The organism is Staphylococcus sp. GDH8C109P, from assembly GCF_017893405.1.
GTDB lineage: Bacteria > Bacillota > Bacilli > Staphylococcales > Staphylococcaceae > Staphylococcus > Staphylococcus cohnii.
On record NZ_JAESMX010000023.1, the window covers coordinates 1 to 15,788 of the forward strand.

The following is a 15,788-nucleotide window of genomic DNA, read 5'->3' on the forward strand; positions in this document are numbered from 1 at the left end:
TTTTCAATGTTCATTTTAATATTTCTCAATGGAGCGGGTGATGGGAATCGAACCCACAACATCAGCTTGGAAGGCTGAGGTTTTGCCATTAAACTACACCCGCATATTTTTATAAATGATATGTAAAGTATTTTGATGCGGCCGAGAGGACTTGAACCTCCACGGGATAAATCCCACTAGGCCCTCAACCTAGCGCGTCTGCCATTCCGCCACGGCCGCTCGGTTGACGCTAAAAACTTTCGTTTATCAAGTTAACGTATTTCATTATAATATGTTTGAAATGTTTTGTCAATAAGTTTTTAAAATTTCTTTAACAAACTTAATAACTCCTTCATTTAATTTCATATTATTTTCGCAACGTTTAATATCATATAACATAAATTATACAACGTCAACACATACAAATAACAAATTAGAGTAAATATTCATTTTAAGTTGTTTTGTCTACTTAAATAAACAATATTCATATAAATCTAATGATTTTCATCTAAAAATAACAAATAATAAGTGGTTCATAATAAAAAGAGAGTTGAAAAGTATCAACTCTCTTTTTAATTAAATTCACGTTTTTAAACACGTTTTTTTTCTATCAGTTTACCTTTACAGTGTCCACAAAACATCTTATTTATATTCACTTTTCTTATTCTAGTATATTTCGCACCACAATTTGAACATTTATAGATGTACCTGACCCTATCTTCATAACTTTCAATCGCTGAACAAAATCTCGGAGATCCTGTCTGTGCACTTAACACTTTGAAATCTTTATCTCTATGCTTATATCCCTTTCCTTGAATATGAAGATGGTAATGACATAATTCATGCTTAATAATATCAATAACGGCATTTTCTCCAAATGCATCATATTGTTTTTCATTTATTTCTATATTGTGTGTATTTAGTATATAACGACCGCCTGTTGTTCTAAGACGTTTATTAAAATAAGCGTTATGTTTAAAAGGCCTTTCAAAAACTGTGATAGAAATATACTCTGTCATTTTTTGTAGCTTTTCATTATCCATGAGGATCAATCATAGTTAATGAAACTTTTCCTTTCTTGTCATCGATGTCTAATATCCAAACATCGACAATATCTCCAACACTGACAACATCCATAGGATTTTTAACAAATTTCTTAGATAATTTTGAAATGTGTACAAGCCCATCTTGTTTAACACCAATATCCACAAAAGCTCCAAAGTCAACGACATTTCTTACAGTGCCACTTAATTTCATATCTTTTGATAAATCTTCTATTGATAAGACATCTGATTTTAAAATTGGTGTCTCAAATTCATCACGAGGATCTCTATTAGGTGCAATTAATGATTTGATAATATCTTCAAGCGTTGGTTTTCCAATGTTTAATTTTGCAGCCATGCTCGTCAAATCCACATGATTTAATGCCGCTTTCAAATCATCATTTCCTAAATCTTCTGCACCAAAACCTATTTCATTTAGCAATTTATAGGTTGCATGGTAGCTTTCTGGATGAATTGATGTATTATCTAAAGGTTCATTGCCATTTATAATTCTTAGAAAACCAATACTTTGTTCAAATGTTTTAGCACCTAATCTTTTAACTTTGGCAATATCCTTATTATGTTTAATAGGACCATTTTCTTCACGATACAAAATTATATTTTGAGCTATAGAAGAAGACAAACCAGAGACATATTGCAGCAATGAACGTGAAGCCGTATTTACATCAACCCCCACTTGGTTAACAGCTGTCTCAACAACAAACGTTAACGCGCCTTCCAACGCTTTTTGGTTAACATCATGTTGATATTGACCAACTCCAATTGATTTTGGGTCAATTTTTACAAGCTCACTTAATGGATCTTGCACTCTTCTTCCAATCGAAACAGCACTACGTTCTTCTACTTGAAAATCTGGGAATTCTGAACGAGCGACTTCTGAAGCTGAATAAACGGAAGCTCCAGCTTCATTAACTATAATGAATTGTGTTTTTAATTTATGCTTCTGAATCATTGAAGCTACAAATTGTTCTGTTTCTCTACTAGCAGTACCATTACCAATAGCAATTAAATCAACGTCATAATTATTTACAAATTGAATAAACGTTTTCTCCGCGTCTTCTTTTTTATTTACTGGTGGATGTGGATATATGACTCCTTTAGCAACAAAAGTACCAAAAGGGTTTATTACAGCTAATTTACATCCTGTTCTAAAAGCAGGGTCCACACCTAAAATTTGTTTACCTTTCATTGGTGGTTGTAATAAAAGATTTCTTAAATTCTCGCTAAATACATCAATAGCATGATTTTCAGCTTTTTCCGTTAAATCCCCTCTAATTTCCCTTTCGATTGAAGGCATAATTAATCTTTTTAAACTATCAGAAATCGCATTTTCAATGATATTCGAACCATCGTGATGATATATTACTTCATACTTGCGAATAAAATTTTCAATTCCTTGAATATCCATTTCTACTTTGACTGTTAATATTTTTTCTTTTTCTCCACGATTAATTGCTAATGTTCTATGGTTAGCAATTTTTTTTATTGGTTCTGAATAATCGTAATACATTGAAAAAATTTCTTGTTCATCCTCAGCATTCTTTTTCTTTTGTGTAACGATTTTTCCGTGTTGGAAAGTATCTTTAAGAATTTTAGTTCTATATTTTGGTTCATCCGAAATTTTTTCAGCGATAATGTCTTGTGCGCCTTGTATTGCTTGTTCTACATTTTCTATTTCTTCATTTAAAAATTGTGTTGCTTTTTCTTCTATTGTCATGTCTAAACTAGAACTTTTAATCCATTTTGCAAGAGGTTCTAAACCTTTTCTTTTAGCTTCCGTAGCTCTTGTTTTCTTCTTCTGTTTATAAGGTCTATATAAATCTTCAACTCTCTGTAGTTTAGTTTGCTTGAAAATGTCATTTTTTAATTCTATAGTCAATAAACCTTGCTCTTCTATATTATGTATAACTTCTTCTTTTCTTTTTTGAAGATTGACCATATATTGATATTCATCATTAATTTGCTTTATTTCTACTTCATCTAAACCGCCAGTCTGCTCTTTACGATAACGCGCAATAAATGGCACCGTATTTTTTTCTTCAAGCAAAGTTAATACTGCATTAATTTGTTTGCTTGAAAATTTATATTTTTCTTTTATAGATTGTATTAAATTACTATCCATAGTATCCTCCACTCATAAATAAAAAAATTAATTACTATTACTAATATATTCTAACATATTACGTTATATTGATTCTTTTTATAAAAGTAAACGAAGTATAAAAAAGCAGAATTCATCGAATGAATTCTGCTTTTAGCATGTATTTTATTGATTTGCTGCTTCTTGCAGTTTTTTTATAGCCGTTCGTTGTAAACGAGATACATGCATTTGACTTAAACCTATTCTTTCACCTGTTTCTTTTTGACTCAAACCTTCAATAAATGTGCACTGTATAATTTCTCTTTCACGTTCAGACAAAATTGGAAGTATTTTTTCTAAAATCATACGCTTTTCTGTTAAATCATAATTATCATCTTGTTGCCCCATAATATCTAATAATGTAACAGTCGAGCCATCTTTATCCGCTTCTATGGAATGATCTACACTTAAAGCATTGTAACTTTGCCCCATTTCCATAGCTTCGAGCACATCTTCTTCATTGACTTCTAACTTATCAGCAATTTCTGCAATAGAAGGTGAACGCTCTAATTCATTTGTTAACTCATCAGTAACTTTCTTAATACGGGGACCGATTTCTTTAATTCGTCTTGGAACATGCACACTCCACGTTTTATCACGTAGATAACGCTTAATCTCACCAATTACAGTTGGTACTAAAAAAGCTTCGAACTTTCTATCAAAAGATAGGTCGAATCGGTTAATTGCGCCAATTAAACCAACCATACCAACCTGAACGAGATCTTCGTGATGAGATTGACCTTTTGAATATTTATATGCCAATGATTCAATCAACTTTTTATAATGTTTAACAAGTTTATCTTGTGCATCTGTATTCTCATTATTTTGATGCTCCATTATCCACTGGTTGATTTGTTCAGGTGATACGTCATTAACTGATTTCGACTCTCTCGCCATTATTTCGCACCTGCTCTTTTTTTATATACTTAATCATGCTAATGGTTACACCAGAGTTTTTATCTACTGTAACTTCATCCATTAATGATTCAATTAAAAATAAACCAAGACCTCCTTCTCTAAGGAAATCTATATTTTCATTATCTTTATATGGTCCTAATTTTGCTTTAGTTTCTTCATAATCAAAACTTTCACCTTGGTCGGAAATAACTATTTTAATTTTATCATCGAAAATTTCAAAACAAAGGTTAATCATACCTATATCTGTAGCATCGTTTTTATATGCATGTTTTACTGCATTTGTTACTGCTTCACTCACTGCAATTTTGGCATCTTCTATATCGTCATATGAAGCTCCAGCACGAGAAAATACACCTGATAATGTCAAACGTATTAAACTTACATACTCTGCTGATGCTGGTAAACGCATTTCTATATAATCTTGTTTAAGTTGCATGTTATTCGACCTCCGTTCCTTCATTAACATGCATCAAATCTTTTAAACCTGTGATATCAAATAGTCGACTTATTCGATCTGAAGCACCTAAAATATATAATTCTTTATCATTTTGATTTAAAGCTTTTAATGTTCCCACAAATAACCCTAAACCAGTTGAATCCATATAACTTACATTTTCCAAATTTACATATATGTCATGTGTTCCCTCTTGTCTCATCGGCACGAGCACCTCTTCAAGTTCCGGAACAGTATAAACATCTAATTCTCCGCCAACTTTGACTTCATAATGTGTATCATGTGATATTGTTTCAATATTTAGATTCATAAATTACACTCCTAAGCATAGTCTCATTAATAACCGTTATACCCTTTTATTTTAATCATTAATCTTCTTTAATTCACTCTTTTTATAATCAATATTGTTAAATCATCTCTTTTTTCTGGATTCTGTATTTTTAAAATTGCCTCATATAAAAGTTGAACGATATCTTGTGGATGCATATGTTTATACTTTTTTATCATGTCGAGTAGGTAACTTTTATCTAAAAAGTCGCCTACTTCATTTCTAACTTCAGTGACACCATCTGTAAAAATGATGACTAGGTCATCTAAATGAACTGGTATTTCTTGCTGATTGTATCTTGTTTGTTGGCTGACACCTAAAACGCGACCTCTCACTTTAATTTCTTCGAATGTTTCGGTTTCAGCTCTATAAATATACCCTGGTTCATGACCGGCAGAACTACAATATAATAAGTGATTTAATTCTTCATATAACCCATAAAACATTGTTACGAACATATTTTGATTCACATTTTTTTCTACCACACGGTTCAATCTTTTAAGCCCATCGCTTGGCAATTGTGAATGCCCATATGAATCCATACCAAATTTGATCATACTCATAGCTAATGCAGCAGGTATACCTTTACCTATAACATCTGCTACCGCAAAACTCATCGTACCATCTTTATGATCTATTAAGTTAAAGTAATCACCGCTTACCTTTTGCGCCGCTACAGAAATTACACCGATTTGTATACTATCAAATTGAGGAATATCAGTCTTAAGCATCGTTTGTTGTAAACGAGATGCTAAGTCGATTTCTTTATCATGATATTGTAATCGATTTACAAGATCTTGATAATCTCTATAATTATAGCCAAATCCTTTTACTACCTCTTTAAGCACATTAAATGTTTTAGTAATTTGTTCATTATCTAACTCTAAGACTTGAACATAATTTTTATGAATTTCAACGATGTCTTCAGGTAGTAAGTCTTTTCTTTTCACTTCTTCAGTAAAGCCTTCACACTTTTTTAATAAATCTGTCTCATTTATTGTGTGTAGACTTTCGTCAATTAGCGCTTTATATTGATTTTTGAACTCTTTCACTCAGTATTTCCTCCTCAAAATGCAAATATAAATCGCATACATCGGTTTTAACATGAATATATTCTGTTATATGTATGTGTATTAAATGATTAAACAAGCAATACAGTTTTCATTTCTACCAAAACAAAATATTTTTAAATATATGATTTACGTTGATATCGAAAAAAGCTTTAGGATAACCTAAAGCTTTTCAACTTAAACATCCTATTCAAAAATATTTGATTACAAACACATGCTATGTTTTCTCTGTTCTATTTCAAATTATCTTGCAATTAAGTGTTTGTTGCATGTATAAGGAATTGATGTCTATCATTCGCTATTTTATTACGCTCGCTTTTAAAAATTATGTTCTATGATTTCTAATATTATGTAAACCTAGGCTAATATCTATAGCATTATTAACTTCTTGCATTTTTTCTTCAGATAAATATGTCAGCTTTTCTTTTAATCTATTTTTATCTAAAGTCCGTATTTGCTCTAACAATATAACAGAATCTTTGTCGAGTTTATACTTGCTTTTTTCTATTTCTACATGTGTAGGTATTTTAGCTTTATTAATCCTACCTGTAATTGCAGCTACAATTACGGTAGGACTATACTTGTTACCAGTATCATTTTGTATAATGACTACGGGTCTTATTCCCCCTTGTTCAGAACCCTGTACTGGTGACAAATCAGCTAAATAAACGTCTCCTCTTCTCATCATTCATTGTTATTCTTAGATATAATGTAGACTTCATTGCAATCGCAAGCTTCACATTCAAATGGAAATGCTTCCGCCGCAAGGGAGAGATTCAAGTCAGCCATTTGAGAATAGCCTTCTTTTAAAAGTTGTTCAATACTATGATTTCTGTTTTGATTAAAACTTGCCATGAATAAAGACCTCCATGTGACTAAAATAGAATATATTGAGATTTCTTGTTAGATATATAATAACAAATTTTAAATACAGTGACTATACTATTTTAGTAATTCATTGAGGATTTCTAGGTCTTGGGTACCATAATATATACGTGGTAACCTTCTGCTCAAACGACATAAAACTTCATAATTGATTGTATGTTGTTGATATGCCAGCGCTTCCACAGATTGTTGACTGTCCGAATGATGATCCAACAATATCACTTTATCTCCTGTTTGAATTTCTTCTGGAATTTTAATAATTATTTGATCCATGCAAACTTTTCCAACAATTTCACATTGTCTGCCATTAACATTGACAGAAAATCCGGTCATCATTCTTGGAAAACCATCTGCATATCCAACGGGAATGATACCTATTTTTGTAGGTTCTGTTGCTGTGTAAATGCTGCCATAACTAACAGATTCTCCAGGTTGTAAGACTTTTGTTTGTACAATTTCACTAATCCATTGTGCGCTTGGCTTTAAATGTATTTTCACACTGTCTTTGACATAAGCAGAGGGATAGTAACCATATAATGATATACCCACTCGTACTGTATTACAAAATTGGCTATCTTTCATTAATGCACCTGCAGAATTTTGTGAATGTATATATTGTGGTTTTTCATCTTCATTGACAATTGATTCAAATAAACTTTGTTGTTGATTCATCGATTCTCCAGGCTCATCTGCACAAGCAAAATGTGTAAACACGCCTTCAAATACTAAATGCTCATGATTATTGATCAACTCAATAATTTCTTTGTACTCATTTGTATCTTTAATGCCTAATCTTCCCATACCAGTATCTATTTTTACATGCAACCATAAATCTTTGTCGTTATCTACTGGAATTTCTTCTAATGCTTCAACTAACCATGCTTTTGATGGAACGGTAATGGCTACACGATGTTGTATGGCTTTATTTATATTATATGTAGGTATAACTCCCAGTATTAAAATTTTGGCATCTATACCGTGCATTCTTAATTCTATCGCTTCATCTAAAGTTGCTACGCCAAAAAAATCAGCCCCATGATCCATTAGATGCCGTGCTATTTTCACACTGCCAAGCCCATAAGCATTTGCTTTTACGATTGGCATCACCGTTTTATTTGGATGTAATTTTTGAAAAACTTGAAAATTTGCCACAATTGCATTTAAATCTACGTTTAAATAAGTGGATCTATAATACTTATCAGTCATGAAACGAGACCTCCATTTCAAAAAATAAAATTACGCTTTGACATACATTAAGTTAAGTTTATAACAATTAAATAAAGATAGCCAAATCTTTATATTAAAATAGTTCTATTTTTCTATAATGACTTGACTCACCGCGTAATGTTCTGTATGTGAAATACTTACATGAACTGTAAAACCATCATAATTTATACATGGTTTACCAAGTTCATCATTAAAACAGTCAATTTCATTTAATGCAATCTTTTTACCGAGTCCGGTACCGAGCGCTTTGCTAAAGGCTTCTTTACAGGTGAACCTTCCCGCTAAAAATTCTATTTTACGAGATTCACTTTTAAACTGGTGAAAGCAATTTTGCTCATTTTTTGACAAAACACGTTCTACTAATTTGTCTTGTCTGTGGTAAAGTTTTTTAATTCTATCAATTTCAATTAAATCAATGCCAATACCATATATCATTAGTTACTCCTAACTTTCTATGACAAGTATTTATATTATAAACTCTGTTGCATAGAATAATTACCTTTTTTTATTTCTTGCTTTAAAGCATTTGCTTTATTTTTGTCAATTAACTTTATTTCAGTATTCCCACCAGCTGTAGACAAGGTTAAACTCGCTAAATTATATTTTCGCATTATGATACCCTCACGTGTATCTACATTTTGAATACGAAACAAAGGAATGTTTACTACATTAACAAACCACAAACCATTTCTAACCGTTATTTCTTGATTTTCTAGCTTATATCTAAATATTTTATATCTATAAATTGGTGCTATAATCCCACCTATTATTATAACAATTAATGCAAGTGTGATATTAATCGTCCATAACCAAAACAATACTTTAGAACTTATGAAATGTAGCCATATTTTATCAATTATTGTAACAATTGATAAAATTAAAATTAATAGGATTCCTGTAATTATAGAAGTAATACACATTACTGTTTTACCAGATTTATGCATATAATTATATTCATTCATCAAAATCACCTCTCAAATACCATGACTTTAGTGCCTCTACATTAGTGACATCGCTATATTTCAATCCTATTTCTGCACTACCAGCAGCCTTGGCAATTATAAACTTAAAGTTCGTTAGGCTACTGCGAATTAGAAAAGGATTTTCTGACATCTGCATCCCTAATAATTTATTGTGTTTAAAGTATGTGCTTTTAAATCCAAACATGGTTACATTCCGTACAACTAATTCATCACGATTTAAATTCAAGCCTGAATACTTAATAACGATAAAACTATGAAGAATCATTAATAAAATTAAGCCCCCTGCAATAACAAACGACCAGGTAGACCAATAATAAGTACCAATCGCAGCACCAATAAGTAATACTAGAGACTCTCTCCAAAAATATCTATGAAATCCTCTCCAAGGCATGCCTAGTTTCGGTTTCGTAAATTTCATATCCGGAATAAGATGCTTTATAAGTTCAAATGCTTTTTTTCTCTTAATAAATGGCAAGATCATTACATTGCCACCTAGTGTAACATCATCTTTATCTAAACTATCCATGTCACTGGTAATAACGAAATGAATTGAAGTATAGCCAAATAACTTCCTTAAAAATGATTGACGTTCTACGATTGCTTGCACTCGGTCAGTCGGTACAGTAATGCTTTTGACATTAAACAAACCATACTGAATATTTAATTGTGTCCCTTGCTGCGTAACCGTATAATTGAAATTTCTTATTATCTCAATGACAGTTCCAAAAATATAACTTGCTACAATGACTAATATGACAATCATTAAAATAATCATAAAAGTAGCTTGAAAGATTTCAGAAAATGTATCTGTAATTTTGTCCCAAGGTATAATGTCATTAAGTGCAAACATAATTGGTGAAAGTGTTGCAAAAGCTACACCAATTACACCACTCGTTAAAGCCATAAATAAAAGTTCTTTAAAATTTAGTTTATAGATATTCATAGCTGGTGACTGCATATTTTGCTCTTTTTCAGTATCCTGCTCTGCAAACGAAGTATCAGTGTCATTGATTTCGCTATTTTGAGTTAAGCTTTGTTGCTTTTCTTTTAAGGTTTGCTGGATAAAATCACTTTGCTTTTTTGATACTGTATCTAACTCTATACCATCACTTGGTGTTTTAATTTGAAGTATTACCCCACCAACAATTTGATTAATAATACCTTGTGAGGTATCTAGCGTTTGAATTCTCCGTATATTTAACTCTTTTTTTTCTTTGCTAAAAATACCGGTAGCCAAGATAAAATGATCATTTTCAATCCAGTATCTAGTGTTATAAACCTTTAATATTTGTAATACAAACGAGATTAAAAAAATAATAGTAACAATTCCTGGATAGATATATGATTTATAATCGGTAAAATCAAAGTCACGTAAATTGAAAACTAAAAAAATGATAATTAAAATAATATTTTGCTTAATCGCTTCAATTATTCCAGTAATATAAGAAATTGGATGTAATTTTTGAGGACTATACATCGTAATCAGCTCCTCGTAAGTATTCTAAAATATTATGTTCAAATACTTCAATTTCCTTTGTTAACATCAATGGGAAATCAAGTGAATGTCCAGCTGTCATCAAAGTTAGCTTTGATATATGTAATTGCCTTAATAATGGGTTGCTTTTTCTTTTTAAAAATTGTGTACGTTCAAATTTAACAATTTCATACTTTTTAAAAAATAATCCCTTTTTTATTTCTATATAGTGGTCTTTCACACAATAAAATGTGTATTTATACTTCAACCAAGGTCTTAATAGCATATAGATAACATCAAAAATTATTATTGCAATAAATATGTAAATTAAAAAATGCCACCAATTATAATGACTCCATAAAAACACTAATGCCACCATAAATATTAAACTAACAATCAATTCAAGAACTTCAAGTATGTAATAATATCTCATTGCTTGCTTAGGGCTACGCCTAAATTGTTGGTCGTTAGTCATAATTACACTCCTTAATAAAATTTTTCAATTCATTATAACATAGCGATATGCTTGCTTCATTATAGTCTTAGAACTAGATGATCATTCAAATATTTTCTGATTGGTTTTATAATTATGCACATTTTCTAATCGTTTTTAACGCGTCTTTATTACTTTAATATATAAAAAAGTCACCCCAATAAATTGGAGTGACTAAACCTAAAATTCATATATGATAAAGTATTTTATTTTTTATGGTCGGCGAATGTGCGACCTTTCATTGATTTTTTGTTGTTTCTATCTGATGATCTATCATTTTTCTTTTTATTGTTGAAGCCGCCTTTATTTGGACGACGATTTCTGCTATCGAATTTGCCGCCACCACGTTTATGGTTTCCACCGCCACGTTTTGGTCCACCTTTACCTTGACGACCTTTGCCTCGAGATAATGGTTTTTCAAATGTTAATTGAACATCAACTTCATCGTTTGATTCAACTAACTCTTGTAGTAATGCTGCTACTAAATTCACATCATTATATTCTTCAAGTAATTCTGTTGCAATACGTTCTAGTCTTGGTTCGCTATCTCTTGACATCCAGTTTTGAACTTTACCTTTAATATCGTCTTCACGTGCTTTAAGCACTTCTTTACGATGAGGTGGTCTCAATGCTGTCATTTGTCGTTTGTTTGCTTGTTCTATTTGACGGATATAATCCATTTCAATTGGATTAACAAAAGTGATTGCTACACCTTTTTTACCAGCACGACCTGTACGGCCAATTCTGTGTGTATAGCTTTCCGTATCTTGAGGTATATCAAAATTGTAAACATGACTTACGCCAGATATATCAAGGCCTCTTGCTGCAACATCTGTAGCAACTAAGATATCCAATTGATCGTTTTTAAATTTCTTCAATACTTCTAAACGTTTAGCTTGTGTGATATCACCATGTAAACCTTCAGCTTTATAACCTTTTGAAATTAACGCACTTGTTAATTCGTCAACACGACGCTTCGTACGACCAAAAACAATTGCTAACTCAGGTTGATGTACATCTAAGAAATTTGTAAATGTATCAAATTTTTCTAATTCTTTTACAATTGTGTAATATTCATCTATTTGAGGATCTGACATCTCATTATTCATAGTTTTAACAATTTCTGGTGATTTCATAAATTGTTGCACTAAAGTTTGAATAGCTTTTGGCATTGTAGCTGAAAACAGCATTGTTTGACGCTGCGCAGCTGGTATTTTATCCATAATAAATTTCATATCATCAATAAAGCCCATATTCATCATTTCATCTGCTTCATCTAATATTAATGTATGAATATCGTTTGTTTTTAATGTACGACGATTTAAATGATCGATAACACGTCCAGGTGTTCCTACAACAATTTGTGGGCCCTTTTTAAGTGATTTAATTTGACGATCTATTGGCATACCACCAAATACAGTTACTATCTGTACATTTTGACCTGTCGCAAACGTTCTAAGTGATTCAGCAACTTGCATCGCTAATTCTCTTGTTGGTGCTAATATTAATGATTGAACTCCGTCTTGTCCTGCCACTTTCTCAATAAGTGGAATACCAAAAGCGCCAGTTTTTCCTGTACCTGTTTGCGCTTGACCAAGAACATCCTTACCTTCTAAGGCAAGAGGGATACTCTCTTTTTGTATAGGAGTGGCCTCATCGAACCCCATTGATACTAGGGTTTCTACCGTTTTATCTGAGATCCCTAATTCTTTAAAATTTTGCAATATAATTCTCCTTTATTTATCTGTATTTCTCTACATATATGTTCATCTAAGTTTCTTCAACTTCTTTATAGTACCACCTCAAGACTATAATCGCAATAAACCAAATTTATAATAATGGTCTAAATTTCCTCATTTATAATCACAATATACTGAGAAAATACTGTGATATATAGGTTGTAAGCGTTTAATTTTATTTTTCGGTATTTATTTTTTTCTTTCGAAAAAAATTTGTAGATTTATTTATCTTGATAATTATTAGTGTTTTCAAATATTTAGTAGTTTAAATATACTGATTCAAATTACTAAATATTGCTACATATCATTATTTTATAAACAAACAAAAATAAAACACCACTATTTACATTATTAAAAGTAATGAAAATGTGGTGTTCATAATTTTAAATGAGGGCTTCTACAACTTCTTCTAATTGCATCCCTCTTGAACCTTTTATTAATATTTTATCTTGTGGTTCAATATTTGTTTTTAATGACTTAATCAGTGCTGTTTTATCTGTATAGTGTTCCGCGGACTTCACAAATGTTTTGCCTGTATGATGAATGTGGGCCGCTTCTTTTCCATAAGTATATAACGCATCGATTTGTTTATTAACTAAATAATCTCCAACAGCTTCATGCATTATTTGACTGTCCGGACCCAATTCTAAGACATCACCCAGTACAAGGATTTTTCGGCCTTCCATGCTACTGAGTGTATCAATTGCTGCTTTCATACTAGTTGGACTCGCATTATATGCATCATTAATAACAAGTATATCTGAATCAGTATGATGTTGCTCCATTCTCATACCTGTGAGTTGAACATCTTGAATATTTTGATATATCGTGTCGTAACTCAAGTTCAATCTTTTACCAACAGCTATCGCTATAGTCGCGTTTTTCATATTATGTTCACCTAAGATAGGTAATTCATAATTTTCAGTCCCATTAATATTAAAAACAATACCTGCATCATCTATATTGTTAATTTGACAAACCAAATCATTATTTTCTTTTTTACCTATACTAATTAAATCTAAATCCACTAATTTATCAACATGTGGCTTTAATAAAGGTTCATCACCATCATAAATAAATAAGCCATGAGGTTTAAGGCCAATTGTAATTTCGGATTTAGCTTTCGCTATACCTTCACGAGACCCTAGATCTTGCATATGTGATTCACCAATATTAGTAATGATCGCAATATCTGGATTAGCTAATTGTGATAATGCTTCAATTTCATGAAAACCTGACATTCCCATTTCTAAAATAGAAATTTCTGTATCTTGATCTAATTGCAAAATGGTTAATGGCATACCGATTTCATTGTTATAATTTCCTTGCGTTTTTTTTACTTTGAATTGAGGCTTCAATACACTTTCAATCATGTCTTTAGTCGTTGTTTTACCGTTAGACCCAGTAACAGCAATCACATGCGGATTAACAAACGCCAAATATGCTTTGGCTAATTGCTGCAATGCTTCCAATGTATCATCTACCCAAATAATAGGACCAGAAATTTGAGGATCTAAAACACTGTCTTTCTGATAAAATGCTGCACCAGCACCATCTTTCAATGCCTGATTCACAAATTTATGTCCATCGACGTGTTCTCCTTTAAATGGAATAAATAAATTCTGTTCGTCAATTTTTCTTGAGTCTATAGAAACACCTTTAATTGTGTAATCTAAATAATCATTATTAATCTCGCAAGGAATCCAATCTTGGATTTGTTCTAAAGTTACTTCAATCATGATTTAACCGCCTCAGTCAATTTTGTATTTATTTTTCTTTTTATCTTCGTGTTTTTCTTTTGCTAATTCAATTAATTTACTTATGAGTTCTGCATAACTGACACCCATATTTTCCCATAAACTTGGATACATACTATAAGCAGTGAAACCAGGCATTGCATTTGTTTCATTAATAAAAATTTGATTATCTTCAGTTACAAAGAAATCTGCACGCAATAATCCTGAACAATCTGTTGCTTTAAAAGCCTCTACAGCCATATTTCTTAAAGTCATTTTCACTTCATCATTTAAGTCAGCTGGAATATCTAATTTGATTTTCCCATCTTTATATTTAGCTTTATAATCATAAAAGGCAACATCTTTAACTACCTCGCCAGGCCATGTCGTTTCAGGATAATCATTACCTAAGACAGCCACTTCAATTTCTCTAGCATCGATGCCTTGCTCAATCACTAATTTACGATCGAATTGAAATGCTTCTTCTATACCTCTTTTTAATTCTTCCTCATCGTTACACTTACTAATACCTACGCTAGAGCCTAAATTCGCAGGTTTCACAAATACAGGATATTCTAACTTATCATGTACTAATTTAAGAATATTGTTTTCGTATTTTTGATATTCGCTTCTTAAGAAACTTACATAGGGTAACTGAGGTAATCCTCTATGTGCAAATAGTTGTTTCATTACAAGTTTATCCATTGAACTTGAGGCTGCTAGCACGCCATTACCAACATACGGTATATCTAATACTTCAAATAAACCTTGAATTGTCCCATCTTCACCATTCGGTCCATGTAATAATGGAAAAACTGCACTATATGCTGTGCCTAGGCTTCCTTCATTCAATAATTTGGAGATTTCTCCAGCAGGAACTTCTGCTAATCGTAACGTATCTATGTCATCTATAGGATCTACGATATTTTCTTTCTTTTTCCAATCACTATCGTTTGTTATGTAAATAATGTCCACTTGATATTTTTCTTTATCAATCGCATTTAAGACATTTTGTGCCGTTAATATTGAAACATCATGTTCAGCACTTTTACCTCCATATACGATACAAACATTTTCTTTAGCCATATTTTAGCCTCCATATAGAATTCTTAAACTACATCATATCACGATTTATTAGCATTTTGCATTTGTTATGTAGTAGTAAAATCATTGTTTTTTATTAGTATATTGAAGTTTTTTAAGTATTTAAAGTGAAAACTTTAAATACTCGTACAATAATTATTTGAGTTTTACATACCCTACTTCTAGCAAAATCGTATAAAGTTCGGTAAAATCTA

The 15,788-nt window shown here is 31.4% G+C and carries 16 protein-coding genes and 2 tRNA genes; all 18 read right to left on the reverse strand.

Going from position 1 to position 15,788, the window contains the following annotated elements:
* Positions 1-29: 29 nt before the first annotated feature.
* The 18 genes from KA867_RS11805 to KA867_RS11890 all read right to left on the reverse strand — a co-directional run bounded on the left by KA867_RS11805 (position 30) and on the right by KA867_RS11890 (position 15,576).
* Positions 30-103 (reverse strand) — tRNA-Gly (locus KA867_RS11805).
* 33 nt (positions 104-136) lie between these two features.
* A tRNA-Leu gene (locus KA867_RS11810) sits at positions 137-219 on the reverse strand.
* Between the two features lie 350 nt (positions 220-569).
* Positions 570-1,022: a SprT family protein gene (locus KA867_RS11815; RefSeq protein ID WP_210138154.1), complete on the reverse strand. Its 453-nt coding sequence runs from the start codon at positions 1,020-1,022 to the stop codon at positions 570-572.
* Positions 1,015-3,165, reverse strand: a complete 2,151-nt coding sequence (locus KA867_RS11820) for a Tex family protein (RefSeq protein ID WP_210138155.1) — start codon at positions 3,163-3,165, stop codon at positions 1,015-1,017. The genes KA867_RS11815 and KA867_RS11820 overlap by 8 nt, the downstream gene beginning before the upstream one ends.
* Before the next feature lie 144 nt (positions 3,166-3,309).
* Entirely contained in the window at positions 3,310-4,080 is a 771-nt protein-coding gene (sigB, locus tag KA867_RS11825; protein WP_210138156.1) for an RNA polymerase sigma factor SigB, read from the reverse strand.
* Complete coding sequence (gene rsbW, locus KA867_RS11830) at positions 4,055-4,537, reverse strand: anti-sigma B factor RsbW (RefSeq protein WP_019468013.1); 483 nt, start codon at positions 4,535-4,537, stop codon at positions 4,055-4,057. Before rsbW ends, sigB begins: the two co-directional genes overlap by 26 nt.
* Position 4,538: 1 nt before the next feature.
* A complete protein-coding gene (locus tag KA867_RS11835) occupies positions 4,539-4,865 on the reverse strand; it encodes an anti-sigma factor antagonist (protein ID WP_019468012.1) in 327 nt (108 codons plus the stop codon).
* Between the two features lie 68 nt (positions 4,866-4,933).
* A complete protein-coding gene (locus KA867_RS11840) occupies positions 4,934-5,935 on the reverse strand; it encodes a SpoIIE family protein phosphatase (protein WP_210138157.1) in 1,002 nt (333 codons plus the stop codon).
* Positions 5,936-6,278: 343 nt separating this feature from the next.
* Complete coding sequence (locus tag KA867_RS11845) at positions 6,279-6,641, reverse strand: type II toxin-antitoxin system PemK/MazF family toxin (protein ID WP_019468010.1); 363 nt, start codon at positions 6,639-6,641, stop codon at positions 6,279-6,281.
* Positions 6,638-6,808: a type II toxin-antitoxin system antitoxin MazE gene (gene mazE / locus KA867_RS11850; RefSeq protein ID WP_019468009.1), complete on the reverse strand. Its 171-nt coding sequence runs from the start codon at positions 6,806-6,808 to the stop codon at positions 6,638-6,640. The genes KA867_RS11845 and mazE overlap by 4 nt, the downstream gene beginning before the upstream one ends.
* Before the next feature lie 87 nt (positions 6,809-6,895).
* Entirely contained in the window at positions 6,896-8,044 is a 1,149-nt protein-coding gene (gene alr, locus KA867_RS11855; RefSeq protein WP_210138158.1) for an alanine racemase, read from the reverse strand.
* 105 nt (positions 8,045-8,149) lie between these two features.
* Positions 8,150-8,500 (reverse strand): holo-ACP synthase, encoded by a 351-nt coding sequence (gene acpS, locus KA867_RS11860; protein WP_210138159.1) that lies wholly within the window; start codon positions 8,498-8,500, stop codon positions 8,150-8,152.
* Positions 8,501-8,535: 35 nt separating this feature from the next.
* Entirely contained in the window at positions 8,536-9,027 is a 492-nt protein-coding gene (locus tag KA867_RS11865) for a PH domain-containing protein (RefSeq protein ID WP_210138160.1), read from the reverse strand.
* On the reverse strand, positions 9,020-10,525 hold the full coding sequence (locus tag KA867_RS11870; RefSeq protein WP_210138161.1) for a PH domain-containing protein: 1,506 nt from the start codon (positions 10,523-10,525) through the stop codon (positions 9,020-9,022). The genes KA867_RS11865 and KA867_RS11870 overlap by 8 nt, the downstream gene beginning before the upstream one ends.
* Complete coding sequence (locus tag KA867_RS11875; RefSeq protein WP_210138162.1) at positions 10,518-10,997, reverse strand: PH domain-containing protein; 480 nt, start codon at positions 10,995-10,997, stop codon at positions 10,518-10,520. Before KA867_RS11875 ends, KA867_RS11870 begins: the two co-directional genes overlap by 8 nt.
* A gap of 224 nt (positions 10,998-11,221) precedes the next feature.
* Positions 11,222-12,739 carry a degradosome RNA helicase CshA gene (gene cshA / locus KA867_RS11880; RefSeq protein ID WP_019468003.1) on the reverse strand — a complete coding sequence of 506 codons (1,518 nt, stop codon included), beginning with the start codon at positions 12,737-12,739 and terminating at the stop codon, positions 11,222-11,224.
* 398 nt (positions 12,740-13,137) lie between these two features.
* Entirely contained in the window at positions 13,138-14,493 is a 1,356-nt protein-coding gene (locus tag KA867_RS11885; RefSeq protein ID WP_210138163.1) for a UDP-N-acetylmuramoyl-tripeptide--D-alanyl-D-alanine ligase, read from the reverse strand.
* Positions 14,494-14,505: 12 nt separating this feature from the next.
* Positions 14,506-15,576: a D-alanine--D-alanine ligase gene (locus KA867_RS11890; protein ID WP_210138164.1), complete on the reverse strand. Its 1,071-nt coding sequence runs from the start codon at positions 15,574-15,576 to the stop codon at positions 14,506-14,508.
* Positions 15,577-15,788 lie beyond the last annotated feature (212 nt).